This is a genomic window from Streptomyces rubellomurinus, from assembly GCF_000961885.1.
Lineage (GTDB): Bacteria > Actinomycetota > Actinomycetes > Streptomycetales > Streptomycetaceae > Kitasatospora > Kitasatospora rubellomurina.
On sequence record NZ_JZKH01000145.1, the window covers coordinates 1 to 12935 of the forward strand.

9 protein-coding genes and 2 pseudogenes are annotated in these 12935 nt (G+C 72.4%); 2 read left to right on the top strand and 9 right to left on the bottom strand.

Features of this window, described 5'->3' with window-relative positions; translation table 11 throughout:
- Window positions 1–41: 41 nt before the first annotated feature.
- Window positions 42–1016: a glycoside hydrolase family 6 protein gene (locus tag VM95_RS35655; protein ID WP_045705023.1), complete on the top strand. Its 975-nt coding sequence runs from the start codon at window positions 42–44 to the stop codon at window positions 1014–1016.
- Between the two features lie 116 nt (window positions 1017–1132).
- Here the strand turns inward: VM95_RS35655 and VM95_RS35660 are convergent.
- The 8 genes and pseudogenes from VM95_RS35660 to VM95_RS35695 form a co-directional block, all read right to left on the bottom strand.
- Window positions 1133–2041: pseudogene (locus VM95_RS35660) on the bottom strand (non-reducing end alpha-L-arabinofuranosidase family hydrolase); the annotation flags it as partial.
- Between the two features lie 170 nt (window positions 2042–2211).
- Window positions 2212–2823 (bottom strand): annotated as a pseudogene (locus VM95_RS35665) (glycoside hydrolase family 11 protein); the annotation flags it as partial.
- 432 nt (window positions 2824–3255) lie between these two features.
- Window positions 3256–4482: an MFS transporter gene (locus VM95_RS35670; RefSeq protein ID WP_244179100.1), complete on the bottom strand. Its 1227-nt coding sequence runs from the start codon at window positions 4480–4482 to the stop codon at window positions 3256–3258.
- 129 nt (window positions 4483–4611) lie between these two features.
- A complete protein-coding gene (locus VM95_RS35675) occupies window positions 4612–5616 on the bottom strand; it encodes a LacI family DNA-binding transcriptional regulator (RefSeq protein WP_045705030.1) in 1005 nt (334 codons plus the stop codon).
- Between the two features lie 190 nt (window positions 5617–5806).
- Window positions 5807–7279, bottom strand: coding sequence for a glycoside hydrolase family 1 protein (locus tag VM95_RS35680; RefSeq protein ID WP_045705032.1), 1473 nt, complete (start codon window positions 7277–7279; stop codon window positions 5807–5809).
- A 49-nt stretch (window positions 7280–7328) separates the two neighbouring features.
- Window positions 7329–8186 (bottom strand): carbohydrate ABC transporter permease, encoded by an 858-nt coding sequence (locus VM95_RS35685; RefSeq protein ID WP_045705035.1) that lies wholly within the window; start codon window positions 8184–8186, stop codon window positions 7329–7331.
- A gap of 2 nt (window positions 8187–8188) precedes the next feature.
- Window positions 8189–9172: a carbohydrate ABC transporter permease gene (locus tag VM95_RS35690; protein WP_045705037.1), complete on the bottom strand. Its 984-nt coding sequence runs from the start codon at window positions 9170–9172 to the stop codon at window positions 8189–8191.
- 83 nt (window positions 9173–9255) lie between these two features.
- Complete coding sequence (locus VM95_RS35695; protein WP_045705039.1) at window positions 9256–10611, bottom strand: ABC transporter substrate-binding protein; 1356 nt, start codon at window positions 10609–10611, stop codon at window positions 9256–9258.
- Between the two features lie 267 nt (window positions 10612–10878).
- Between VM95_RS35695 and VM95_RS35700 the strand changes: the two genes are divergently transcribed.
- Window positions 10879–11913 carry a LacI family DNA-binding transcriptional regulator gene (locus VM95_RS35700; RefSeq protein ID WP_045705041.1) on the top strand — a complete coding sequence of 345 codons (1035 nt, stop codon included), beginning with the start codon at window positions 10879–10881 and terminating at the stop codon, window positions 11911–11913.
- 11 nt (window positions 11914–11924) lie between these two features.
- Here VM95_RS35700 and VM95_RS35705 read toward each other — a convergent pair.
- The coding region (locus VM95_RS35705) for a glycoside hydrolase family 5 protein (RefSeq protein ID WP_045705047.1) at window positions 11925–12935 on the bottom strand (1011 nt) is incomplete at its 5' end.

Consider the following 12935-nt stretch of genomic DNA (forward strand, 5'->3'; position numbering starts at 1 on the left):
CGTCTCACCCCCACCCACCCCCCACCCGTGGAGGAAGCACCATGCGCCGCTCGCTCCGCAGGCTCTCCCTGCTCCTGGCCCCCGCGCTCACCGCCCTCGTGGTCGCCGCCCACCCCGGAACCGCGTACGCCGCCGACCCCACCACCATGACCAGCGGCTTCTACGTCGACCCCGACTCCAGCGCCCAGCAGTGGCTCAACGCCAACCCCGGCGACGGCCGCGCCCCCGCCATCCGGTCGTCGATCGCCAACGTGCCGACGGCGCGCTGGTTCGGCAACTGGAGCGGCACCATCGGAACGGCGACCGGAGCCTTCGTCGGCGCCGCGGCCGCCCACGGCAAACTGCCGGTCCTGGTGGCGTACAACATCCCCAACCGCGACATCTGCGCCGGCCAGTCGGGCGGCGGAGCGGGTTCCGACGCCGACTACGCCACCTGGATCGCCGCCTTCGCCGGCGGCATCGGCAACCGGCCCGCGGTGGTCGTCCTCGAACCCGACTCGCTCGGCGACGAGAGCTGCATGACGCAGAACCAGATCACCGCCCGCAACGCCCTGCTGCGCAACGCCATCGCCCAGTTCAACGCCAAGGCGCCCAACACCTGGGTCTACCTGGACGCCGGGAACCCGGCTTGGCTCAGCGCCGACACCATGGCCCGTCACCTGGCCGCGGCCGGCGTGAGCGGAGCCCACGGCTTCTCGCTCAACGTGTCCAACTTCCTCCCGACCGCGCAGAACACGGCGTACGGGAACGCCGTCAACGCGTCGCTGCGGTCGGCGAACGGGTTCACCAAGCCGTTCGTGGTCGACACCAGCCGCAACGGCAACGGATCGGACGGCGCCTGGTGCAACCCGGCCGGACGCAGGATCGGCACGCCCACGCAGGTCGGCGGCGGCGCCGAGATGCTGCTGTGGATCAAGGCGCCGGGCGAGTCGGACGGCAACTGCGGCACCGGCGCCGGCTCGACGGCCGGACAGTTCCTGCCGCAGGTCGCCTACAACCTGATCCACGGCTACTGACCCCGAGGAACCGACAGAGCTCACGGGGCAAAGTCTGTTAACGCTCACAAAAGAAGGCGCGACCCCGGCCGGACATCCTGCCGGGGTCGCGGTGTGCGCGGGGTGGTGAGAGCCGGTCAGCGGTGCTGGAGGGTCAGCAGGCCCGGGCGCCAGGGCAGCTGGTCGTAGGGGCCGGTCGCGTTGGGGGCCTTGCCCTGGTAGAGGAGCTGCAGGTTGCAGGGGTCGATGGTCATGGTCTGGTCGGGGTTGTTGCGGACCAGGTCGCCGTGGCTGATGTCGTTGGTCCAGTTGGCGCCGCTGTTGGCCTTGCCGGCGAAGGGGGCGTTCTCGCTGCCGGCCTGCGGGGTCCACGAACCGTTGAGGCTGGTGGCGGTGAAGGAGCGGAAGTAGCGCTGCTCGGTCGCGCCCCGGGCTTCGACGATCATGAGGTACTGGTTCCGGTCCTTGACCTTGTAGACCTGGGGGGCCTCGAAGAGGTTCTTCACCGTGTCGGTCATGACGGTGGTGTAGGAGGAGCCGAAGTTGCCCGGGAAGTTCCCGATCGGCATGCTCGCCCGGTAGATGCTGCCGTTGTCACCGGCGAAGAACAGGTACATGTTCTGGCCGTCGGCGATCAGGGTCTGGTCGATCGGCCCGGTGCCGGAGTTGGGGATGCTGCCGGTGAACAGCGGCTGCGGCGCGGACCAGCCGTTGGGGTTCGTCGGGTTGGTCGACGTGCGGTAGACGAAGGGCCACTGGCCCCACTGGTACGCCAGCACCCAGATGTTCTTGGGGGCGAAGTAGAACAGCGTGGGCGCCACCGCGGCCTGGCCCATCCCGGTCTGTCCGGTCGAGGCCATGTCCGACCAGTTGGAGAAGGGGCTGAACATCATCGAGCCGTACGAGGACCCCGACACGTTCGAGGCGTAGATCAGGTGCTTGCCGTTGTAGACCACGTCGGTGAAGTCCTTCACCGAGGCCCACCCGTTCGCCGGCTGCGCCAGCGCACCCGTCGACGACCAGTGGTACGTCGACGGCAGGGCGCAGCCGAGCTCGCCGGCGCCCGTCCGCGCGGTGTCGGCGGCGGCCTGTGCGGTGGTGACGCCGAGCGTGGCGGCCAGCGCCGCCACGGCCGCGACCACGGCGGTGAGCGCCCTGGTCGGCCGACCCGGGCCGGACTTCCGTGCACGCATGGGGATCTCCTTCGTCATCGGGCGCTCACGGTGAGGTCGGAGCTGCCGCTGCTCCGGTAGCCCTCGGTCGCCAGGATTTCGTAGTTCATGGTGCCGAGGCGCATGCCGTGCCCGGCCCAGGCGTCGAAGTGGTTCGCGACGGTGATCGTCCCGCCGGTGCGCGTGCCCCGGCGGACGCTCCAGTACTGGTTGAAGGTCCTGATGCCCTCGATGGACGGGGCGTTGTAGCGCGTCGTCTCGTAGATGTCGTAGGTGCCGCCGTCGCTGGTGACGGTGCCCTTGTACGCGCCGCTCGGCCGGTAGGAGCCGTAGTTGTCGACGACGTAGTACTCGACGAGCGGGTTGGTGCTCCAGCCGTAGAGCGACAGGTAGGCGTTGCCGTTGGTGCTCCAGGTGCCCGAGTAGGAGACCGGCCTGCGCGAGCCGGTGCTCCAGCCCTTGCCGGCCACGAAGTTGCCGGCGTTGGACCAGGAGGTGCCGTAGCGACCGCCGCCGTTGAGCGACATCGAGACCGCGCCGGAGCCCTCGGTCCAGAACGAGTAGAAGTACCCGCCGTCGGTGCCGGTCTGGTTCGTGGTCACGGTGGCGGCGTCGGCGGTGCCGGGCAAGACCAGGACGACGGCGAGGGCCGGCACGATGAGGTGCGCCTTGCGGACGGTCCGCCGGAGGCGGCCGACCTTGCGGCTCTTGGGGTGGGGAGCGTTCACGGAGGTGATCCGTCCTGCCGAATGGGTGGGGGTGGGGCGCCGGTCCTGTGCCACGGGGAGGAAGCCGGCTGGTCGTCAGTTCCGCGCTGCCCCACGCGGATTGGCGACCTCGGGGCCGAGGTCGGGAGCCGCGGCCATTGGCACGACAGTGTTGGCCTGCGCGTGACAAGCTGTCAATGCTTTCGACAGGGTGAGCGAAAGTGTCGGTCCTGTGTGGTCCAGTCCACCTCAGGAGAATCCCTGGTCAAAGGCTTGCCTGTTGAGACATCCGTCGAGACCCTCGCGGATCCTCCACCTGTGAGCGGTAACTTTCGCGGGTCGGTCGAGCCTGGCGAGCGGATCGATCGAAAGTTTCGGGCCTCACCGGGCGGGCGGGACCGGGCTTCCCGTGGCGGCGGCGCGGACGAGCCAGAGCGTCGCCGCCAGGCACAGCGCGGAGACCGTCCCGAGCACCAGCGGCACCGAGCGGACGCCCAGCGACTCGATGGCCCGGCCGAGGGCCGGCCCCGCGACGACACCGCCGACCATCGAGGCGGCGATCACCAGCGCGCCGGCCCGGCGGGCGCGGGGTGCGGCGCGGTGGAGCCAGGGCAGCCCGGTGGGGAAGATCGGCGCGATGAACAGACCGACGCCCGCGTAGGCGTACGGGGCGACGCCCGGCACGGCCGCCAGCGCGAGGCAGGCCGTCATCCCCGCGCAGGACACTGTGATGATCGACTCGGCGGAGAAGCGGAGCGTGATCGGGGCCACCAGGAAGCGTCCGGCGGTCATCATCAGCCAGTACACGGACGTGGCGGTGGCGGAGAGCCCGGCGCCGTAGCCGACGGCCTCCAGGTGCGTCGGCTCCCAGCCGCCCACACCCGCCTCGATGCCGACGTGCAGGACGTACAGGGTGACGAAGACGGCCAGCACCGAGCCCAGGCTGCGCCCGAGCACGCTCCCGGGGGCCCGGTCCGTGTCACCGGCGTCGCGCGTTGGCTGCGGGGCCCGGCCGTGCACACCGCGCAGGCACAGCAGCAACGGCAGGTTCGCCGCGGCGAAGGCGAGGAAGAGCGCCGGGTAGTGGTCGGCGCCGACCGCGCCCACGAGCGCGGGGCCGAGGACGGCGCCGATGCCGAAGTGGGCGTTGAGCACGTTCAGCATCGCCGCCGAGCGGCGGCCGAAGCCCACGGCGAAGAGCTGGTTCAGGCCGTAGTCGATGCCGCCGAAGCCGAGCCCGGCGAGCAGCGCCATCGCCAGGGCGGCCGGCCAGTCGGGGGCCAGGGCGAAGCTCGCCGCGCCGACCGCCATCAGCAGGTAGGAGGCGCCCAGGATCCGGCGGTTGCCGATGCGCCCGAGCAGGCGGTCGAAGACCAGGACGCCGGCCACGCCGCCGACGAAGTGCGCGCTCAGGCCCAGTCCGGCGGCCGCGGGGGAGAGGCCGAAGTCCTCCCGCAGTGCGGGGATCGCCGGTCCGTACAGGGCCTGGAGCGCTCCGATGAGGACGAACCCGGCGCAGGAGGCCACCGTCGCGGTCGGGCTGAACAGCCGGGTGCCGGAGGCGGTGGAGGCCGCTTCGGCGCGCTGGGCGGTCGATCGGTCGGGCACGTGCGCTCCAGGGGGTGGGCAGGGGCGGGTTGACCACGGGTCAGGGATCGTTCTCGACGACTGTGAACGCTCTCATCGCCGTTGTCGTCGACGCAAGGGGATTCGAGCGGGCCGGCCGTGCGCGCGTGCTCAGCCCGACGCCCGGACGACGAGCCGGGTGGGGAGCACGACCGATTCGCCGGGCGCCGGATCGCGCAGCAGCAACTCCAGGGCGCGGGCGCCGAGTTCCTCCACCGGCTGGCGGACGGTGGTCAGCCCGGGGCGGCACCGCGCCGCGACGGGGGCGTCGTCGAAGCCGATCAGCGCCACGTCCTCGGGCACCCGCAGCCCGCGCCGCCGCAGGGTCCGCAGGGCGCCGGCCGCCATCTGGTCGGAGGCGGCGAAGACCGCGTTCAACTCCGGCCGCTGGTCCAGCAGCCGCTGCATCGCGTGCTCGCCGGAGGCGCTGCCGAAGTCGCCGTACGCCACCGCGGGCCGGAGCGCGGCCGCCGCCGCCATCGCCTGCTGGTAGCCGGCCAGCCGGTCCGCGCCGGCCGCGGTGTCCGGCGGCCCGGCGATGGTGGCCACCGCCCGGCGCCCGGAGGCGCACAGCCGCCGCACCGCCTCCCTGGCGCCGGCCAGGTTGTCCGCGTCCACGAACGCCACCGTGCCGGGCTCCGGCGGGCGGCCCAGCGACACCACCGGGACCCTGGCGGCGTGCAGCAGCCGGATGAGCGCGGTGTCCCCCCAGGGGCCGACCAGCAGCACTCCGTCGACGTGGCCGCCGCACAGGTAGCGCAGCAGCGGCGGCCGCCGGGAGCGCCTGGGCACCGTGAAGACGGCCAACTCCCGCTCCGCGCACGGCAGGGAGCGCCGCAGCCCGGCCAGCAGCCGCACCGGGAAGGCGTCCGCGTGGTACTGCGTCGGATCGCCGAAGACCACGACGGCCACCACGCCCGTCCGCCGGGCACTGGGCGCCCGGCGGCGGACGTAGGCGAGCTCGTGCACCGCCCGTTCCACCCGGGCCGCCACGTCGGTGGAGACCCGGGCGGAACGGTTCAGCACCCGGGAGGCGGTCGCGATGGAGACACCGGCCCGGCGGGCGACCTCGGCCAGGGTCGGAGCGGGGTCGGTGCTGGGGAAGGTCTGAGGCATGGGGGCCGTCCTGGATCGACACTCGACACGGGAACTGCACCCCGAACACATCGCGCGGAACTCCATGCGCGGAACTCCATGCGCGGAATTCATCGCACGGAGCACATCGCGCGGAACTCGTCGCGCGCCGGTTGACCCACCGCTGCCAGCTTCGCCGGTCCGCTGACCGGCGTCAAGGGAACGGGCGCGCTCACACACCCAGGTCAGGCAGCGTGCCCCGGCGGATCACCTCCGCGTACCACCGGGCGCTGTCCTTGGCGGTCCGGGCCTGGGTGGGGTAGTCCACGTGGTACAGGCCGAACCGTTTGCCGTAGCCGTGCGCCCACTCGAAGTTGTCCGTGAGCGACCACAGGAAGTATCCCCGCACGTCGGCGCCGGCGGCGATCGCCTGCCGGACGGCGTCCAGGTGTCCGTGCAGGTACGCGATGCGCTGCGGATCGTGCACCGCGCCCTCGGGCGTCAGCCGGTCGTCGAAGGCGGCGCCGTTCTCGGTCACCATCAGCGGGAGCCCGGGGTGTTCGCGGTGGAGGCGCAGCAGCAGTTCGGTCAGGCCGCTCGGGTCGATCGTCCAGCCCATGGCGGTGCGCGGGCCGGGCGCGCGGGTGAAGAGCAGGTCGCCGCAGCCGGCGAAGGGGGACTGGGCGCCGTCGCCGTGGCCGGCCTCGCTCGCGGCGGCGGCGTCCGGGGCCTGGCCCTCCGGCAGGGCCGACACCACGGTGGGGGTGTAGTAGTTGACGCCCAGCAGGTCGATCGGCCGGGCGATCGTGGCCGGGTCGCCGTCGTGGACCAGCTCCGACCAGTCGACCAGGTGCGCGGTGTCGCTGATCAGGTCGGCGGGGTAGGCGCCGTCCAGCATCGGGCCGGTGAAGACGCGGTTGCCCACCGCGTCGATCCGGCGGGCGGCCTCGCGGTCCGCCGCGGAGTCGGTGCGGGGCCGCACCGCGTGCAGGTTGTGCGACACGGCGATCCGGGCGTCGTGGGGCAGCGCCGTGCGCAGCGCCTCGACCGCGAGGCCGTGGCCGAGGTTCAGGTGGTGGGCGGCGCGCAGGGCGGCCGTCCAGTCGGCGCGGCCCGGGGCGTGCACGCCGGAGCCGTAGCCGAGGAAGGCCGAGCACCAGGGCTCGTTGAGGGTGGTCCACAGGCCCACCCGGTCGCCGAGCGCGTCGGCCACCAGGGCGGCGTAGTCGGCGAAGCGGCCGGCGGTGTCGCGGGCCGGCCAGCCCCCGAGGTCCTCCAGGTCCTGCGGCAGGTCCCAGTGGTAGAGCGTCAGCGCGGGCTGGATGCCGTGTTCGAGCAGCTCGTCCACCAGGCGCCGGTAGAAGTCGAGGCCCTGTTTGGCGGCCGGCCCGCGGCCGGTCGGCTGCACCCGGGACCAGGACACCGAGAACCGGTAGGCGCCCAGGCCGAGTTCGGCCATCAGCCGGACGTCCTGCCGGTAGCGGTGGTAGTGCTCGGTGGCGCGGTCTCCGGTGTCACCGCCGGCGATCCGCCCGGGCGTGCGGCTGAAGGTGTCCCAGATCGAGGGCGTCCGGCCGTCCTCGTCGACGGCCCCCTCGATCTGGTACGCCGCCGTCGCGGCCCCCCAGAGGAAGCCGGCGGGGAAGTCGGGGAGGGCGGGCGGGGCGGTCTCGGCCGGGGACACCTCGGTGTGCGCGGAAGTCATGGCTGGCCTTTCCACGTCCAGTGGGGGAGAGAAGATGACTGACTGAGCATCAATTCTTGACCGCACCGGCGGTGATGCCGCCGACGACGTGCCTGCCGAGGAGGGCGAAGACCAGCAGCAGCGGTGCCGTCCCGAGCAGCGATCCGGTGAGGATGACGGCCTGGTCGGAGTCGTACGAGCCGCCGCCGAGGCCGGCCAGGGCGACCTGGACGGTGGGATTGCTCTGGCTCAGCGCGATCAGCGGCCAGAAGAAGTCGTTCCAGGACTGCACGAAGACCAGCATGCCGAGCACGGCCATCCCGGGCCGGGCGATGGGCAGCACCACGCTCCACAGGATGCGCAGGCTGCTCGCGCCGTCCATCCGGGCCGCCTCGACCAGTTCGATCGGCAGTGCCTCGGACAGGAACTGCCGCATGAAGAACACCCCGAACGCGGCCACCAGGTTCGGCAGGATCACCGACTGAAGTCGGTCGGTCCAGTGCAGTTCGGCCATGATCTGGTACAGCGGGATGACGCTCAGCTGGGCGGGCACCGTCATGGTCGCCACCACCAGGCTCAGCAGGGCGTTGCGGCCCCGGAACGGCAGTTTGGCGAAGGCGAAGCCGGCGAGCGTCGCGAACAGCACGGTGCTGGCGGTCACGCAGCTCGCCACCACCACCGAGTTGAGCAGCGCCTCGCCCATGTGGACCTGGTTCCAGGCGATGTCGAGGTTGTGCCACAGGCTCCCGCCGGGCAGCAGGGGCGGCGGGGTCTGCGCGATCCGGCTGCCGGAGGTCGAGGCGCCGACCAGGGTCCAGTACAGCGGGAAGAGGGAGAGGACGGCGACGACGATCAGCACCGCGTACGTGAGCGGTCCGGCTCCGGTGAGGCCGCGTGCTCCCGCACGGCGCCCCGGGTTCCTGGCCATTCTCAACTCCCCTTCCGGGCCCGGCGGATGCGGACCAGGGCGAGGTTGAGCGCGCCGATGGCCAGCAGGATCAGCAGCATCGTCCAGGCCACGGCGGCGGCCCGGCCGAGGTGGAAGGCGTACCAGCCCTGGTCGTACAGGTAGAGCCCGAGGGTCTGGTACTGGTGGGCCGCGCCGCCGCTGTGGCCGGTCGCGCCGCCGCCGAACAGCAGGGGCTCGCCGAAGAGTTGGGTGGCCCCGATGCCGGAGACCACGACGGTGAACAGGATGGTGGGCCGGATGGACGGCACCGTGACGTGCCGGAACTGCTGCCACCGGTTGGCGCCGTCGAGCGCGGCCGCCTCGTACAGGTCGTGCGGGACGGCCTGCATGGCGGCGAGGTAGATCAGGGCGTTGTAGCCCGTCCAACGCCAGGTGACGATCACGGAGATGGCGATCTGGGAGCTCCAGGTGCCGCCCTCCCAGTCGACCGGGCCGAGGCCCAGGTGGCCCAGCGCCCAGTTGATCATCCCGTAGTCCCGCCCGAACAGCAGCGTGAACACCAGGGTCGCCGCCGCGATCGAGGTCGCGTAGGGCGCGAGCATCGCGATCCGGAAGAAGCCCCGGCCGCGCAGGCGGTAGTTGAGGAGGTGGGCCAGGCCGAGGGCCATCAGCAGCTGCGGCACGGTGGAGAGCAGACCGATGGTCAGGGTGTTGCGCAGGGCGTTCCAGAACAGGTCGTCGTGGAGCATCCGGGTGTAGTTCCCGAAGCCGCGCCACTGCATCTGGTCGGACGTCTGGAGGTCGACGCTGTGCAGCGACACCCAGCCGGTGTAGATCAGCGGGAACAGGCCGAAGGCCAGGAAGCAGAGGAAGAACGGCGCGACGTACAGGTACGGCGACGCCTTGAGGTCCCACCGGTAGAGCCGGGTGCGCCAGGGGCGCGGTGGCGGGGGAGCGGGGCGCCTCCCGCCGGGGGCGGTGGCCGGGACGGCCTCGTCGAGCATGGTCGTGACCTCTCTCGGGAGGGCGGGGCCGGCCCCGTTCCGGCCGGTCGGGGCCGGGACGGGTGGGCGCCCGGGACGGGCCGTCAGTCGCTGACCTTGTCGTCGATCTCCTTGACGGCCGTGCTCCACGCCTTGGCGGGGTCGCTCTGGTGCTGCTCGATGCTGAGCAGGGCGCCGTTGGTGAGGGCGTCCTTGACGAGGCCGTCCCACTCGCCGATCACGGTCGGGTTGATGGACTGCGCGGTGGCGGCGAAGATCTGGCCGGTGGGCGTGTCGCCGAAGTAGTCGAGCTTGGCGCCCTGCACCTCCGGCCGGCTCAGCGCCCCGGTGGTGGAGGGCAGGTTGCCGACCGAGGTGAAGACCTTGGCCTGCTGGGCGGGCGCGGTGAGCCAGGCGGCGAGCGCCGCGGCCTCCTTCTGGTGCTTGCCGGCCTTGGGCACGGTGAGGAAGGAGCCGCCCCAGTTGCCGGCGGACGGGGCGGCGGCGATGTCCCACTTCCCCTTGTTGGCGGGCCCGGACTTGTCGGAGACGATGGCCGTCATCCAGGACGGGCAGGCCACGGTGGCGAACTTGGAGTTGGCGAACGCCTGGTTCCACGGGGTGTCGAACTGCTTGAGACCGGCGCTGATCCCGGCCTGGATCGCACTGGTGGACAGGTCCCAGGCGGCCTTGACGCCGGGGCTGTTCTTGTAGTCCAGCTTGCCGCTCGCGTCGTCGTACTGCAGCGGGCTGGAGGACACCACGGCGTTGAACAGGCCGCCGGCGGAGTCGGTGAAGAAGGTGCCGGCGGGCGCCTTGGCCTGGTACTGCTTGCCGGTGTCGAGGAACTTGGCCCAGTCGCCCTGCCAGAGCTTGGCCACCTCGGCGCGGTCGGTGGGCAGCCCGGCCTGCTGGAACAGGTCCTTGCGGTAGCAGATCGCCATCGGGCCGATGTCGGTGCCCAGGCCGATCACGGCGCCGCCCTGGGCGGTGGCCTGCTGCGACTTCCAGGGCAGGAAGGCGCCCTTGTCGACTCCCGCCGCCGTGCCGAGGTCGACGAACTTGTTCGCCTGCTTCTTGACCACCTGGGCGATCCGGCCGACCTCGACCGCCTGGATGTCGTCCAGGCCGCTGCCCGAGGCCAGGTGGGTCTGCAGGGCGGGGTAGTAGTCGCTCTCCTGCTGGACGGTGTGCTCCACGATGGTGATGCCGGGGTGCTCGCGCATGTACGCGTCGAACAGGCCGGCCTCCTTGTAGCCGAAGGTGCCGTAGTCGCCCACGGTCAGGGTGACCTTGCCGCCGGAGGCCGCGCCCGTGCCGGTGCCGGAGCTGCTGCCGGAGCTGCTGCAGCCGGCGACCAGCAGGGCGCACAGAGCCGCGACGGCGGCGGCGGGAAGCGGCTTACGCGCCTGACGGGCGGCGGCTGTTCTGGTGCTGGGGGTGGTGCCGGGGTTCCGCATGGCCGAATCTCCTCGTCCAGGGTGGTCCATGGCAAACGCCGCGCGAATGGCGGCCGGCATAGCTGGGGGAGCGGGGTGGAACACACCTGTGGGAGCGCTCCCACCGCGATGTGGGAAGATTGCTTCGCCGCGCGAGGCGTGTCAAGGGCGTGCATCGGCTCCGTTACCGGACCGTGTCGTCCGGCCGCCCTCGGTGCCGGTCGCCGCAGCCACCACCGCCGTCCGCATTCCGCCGTCCGAGTTCCGCCGTCCGCCGGGAGAACGATCATGAGCCGAGCCGCGCAGCAGCCACCCGCCGCCCGCCCCACCCTGGAGGCGGTCGCGGCGCGGGCCGGTGTGGGCCGGGGCACGGTGTCCCGCGTCGTCAACGGCTCGCCCAGGGTGAGCGCCAAGGCCCGCGCGGCGGTCGAGCAGGCCATCGCGGAGCTCGGTTACGTCCCCAACCAGGCGGCGCGCTCCCTGGTCACCTCCCGGACCGACGCCGTCGCGCTGGTCATCCCGGAGAGCGTGGCGAAACTGAGCTCCGAGCCCTACTTCTCCGACATCATCACCGGGGTCTCCGCCGAACTCGCCGATTCCGACCTGCAGTTGCTGCTGGTGCTGGTCCGCGACGAGCACGAGCGGGAGCGGCTGACTCGCTACCTCGCCGCCCGCCGGGTGGACGGCGTCCTGCTGGTCTCCGTGCACCAGGACGACCCCCTCCCCGAGCTGCTGGAGCGGCTGGAGCTGCCCGCCGTGCTCAGCGGCCGCCGCTCGGCGCAGGAGACGCTCGGCTACGTGCACGCCGACAACGCGGGCGGCGCCCGGGCGGCCGTCCGGCACCTGCTGTCCCGGGGCAGGACGGCCATCGCCACCGTCACCGGGCCGCTCGACATGGAGGCCGCCGCGGCGCGGCTGGCCGGCTACCGGCAGGCGCTCGACGAGGCCGCCGTCCCGGCCGACGAGGGCCTCGTCGCCCACGGGGACTTCACCGAGCACGGCGGACGCGAGGGCATGCGGGACCTGCTCGCCCGCCGGCCGGGCCTGGACGCGGTGTTCTGCGCCTCGGACCTGATGGCGGCGGGCGCGATGCAGGCGCTGCGCGAGGCGGGCCGGCGGGTGCCGCAGGACGTCGCCGTGGTCGGGTTCGACGACTCCGTGGTGGCCCGGCATACCGAGCCGCCGCTCACCAGCGTGCGCCAACCGACCGAGGAGATGGGGCGGTTGATGGTCCGGCTGCTGCTCGAGGAGATCGCCCGGCCGGCCCGGCTCCGCCGGCAGGTGGTCCTGCCGACGGAGCTGGTGGTGCGGGAGTCGGCGTGAGCGGGGCGTGACTACAGGCCGGCGAGGTGGGCGCGGTAGCCGGCGCCGAAGCCGGTCGGCGTGCCGTCGTAGGAGCTGATCAGCGCCGGGCCGCTGCCGCAGTCCCAGGTGTTCCAGGCCCAGGCGAGGTAGGAGACGCCGTGCCGGTCCAGCCACGGCAGCAGGGTGTCCAGGTAGCCGTGGGCGCAGTCGTTCTCGCCCGCCTCGCCGGTGACCACCGGGACCTGGGCCGCCAGCGGGCCGAGCTGGGCGTCCCAGCAGGAACTGGTGCTGCAGGCGTTGAAGTTGTAGGAGTGCCAGGACGCGGCCAGGTTGTGCAGCGGATCATTCGGTCGGTACGCGGCCCACTGGGTGAGGTCGTTGGCGTACTCCAGGCCGCCCAGCAGCAGGACGTTGTCCGCGCCGGTCGAGCGCACCGCGTCGACCATCGCCTGCATGCCGGCGACCCGGAAGCCGATGCCGGCGCAGCTGCCGCCGTCCCGCCAGCAGGCCCAGCCACTGGCCGCGCTCCCGGTGGCGCGTGACGGGTAGGGCTCGTTGAACAGGTCGAAGACGGTGGCGTCGTCGCCCTTGAAGGTCTGCGCCACCGAGGTCCAGAACGGCAGGGCTCCGGCGGCGTCCGGCATGGGCTTCTGGCAGGTGGCGTCGGCGTCGGAGCAGCCGGCGGACGGTCCGGTGTACGCCCCGTCCGTCCAGTGGAGGTCCAGGACGGTCACCAGGCCGTTGCGGTGCAGCAGGTCGACGTAGCTCCGTACGGCGCTGATGTAGGCCGCGCCGGCGTAGGCGGGTTCGACGTTGGAGTGGCCGAGCCAGCAGTCCTCGTTGAGCGGCACGCGGACGGCGTTGATGCCCCAGGACTTCATCGCGGTGACGGACGTCTGGTCGGCCGGCCCGTCGAAGAAACCGTGGCCCTGGACGCACATGAACTCGGCGCCCGACCGGTTGACCCCGTGCAGGGTGATCGGGGTGCCGTCGGCCTTCGCCAGGGTGGCCCCGGCGACGTGCACGGCCGGGGCCTGCCC

Bases quoted from the DNA above. Each gene is read 5' to 3' on its own strand.
- VM95_RS35690 (WP_045705037.1), bottom strand. From the start codon at position 9,172: ATGCTCGACGAGGCCGTCCCGGCCACCGCCCCCGGCGGGAGGCGCCCC.
- VM95_RS35675 (WP_045705030.1), bottom strand. From the start codon at position 5,616: ATGCCTCAGACCTTCCCCAGCACCGACCCCGCTCCGACCCTGGCCGAG.
- VM95_RS35655 (WP_045705023.1), top strand. From the start codon at position 42: ATGCGCCGCTCGCTCCGCAGGCTCTCCCTGCTCCTGGCCCCCGCGCTC.
- VM95_RS35700 (WP_045705041.1), top strand. From the start codon at position 10,879: ATGAGCCGAGCCGCGCAGCAGCCACCCGCCGCCCGCCCCACCCTGGAG.
- VM95_RS35680 (WP_045705032.1), bottom strand. From the start codon at position 7,279: ATGACTTCCGCGCACACCGAGGTGTCCCCGGCCGAGACCGCCCCGCCC.
- VM95_RS35695 (WP_045705039.1), bottom strand. From the start codon at position 10,611: ATGCGGAACCCCGGCACCACCCCCAGCACCAGAACAGCCGCCGCCCGT.
- VM95_RS35685 (WP_045705035.1), bottom strand. From the start codon at position 8,186: ATGGCCAGGAACCCGGGGCGCCGTGCGGGAGCACGCGGCCTCACCGGA.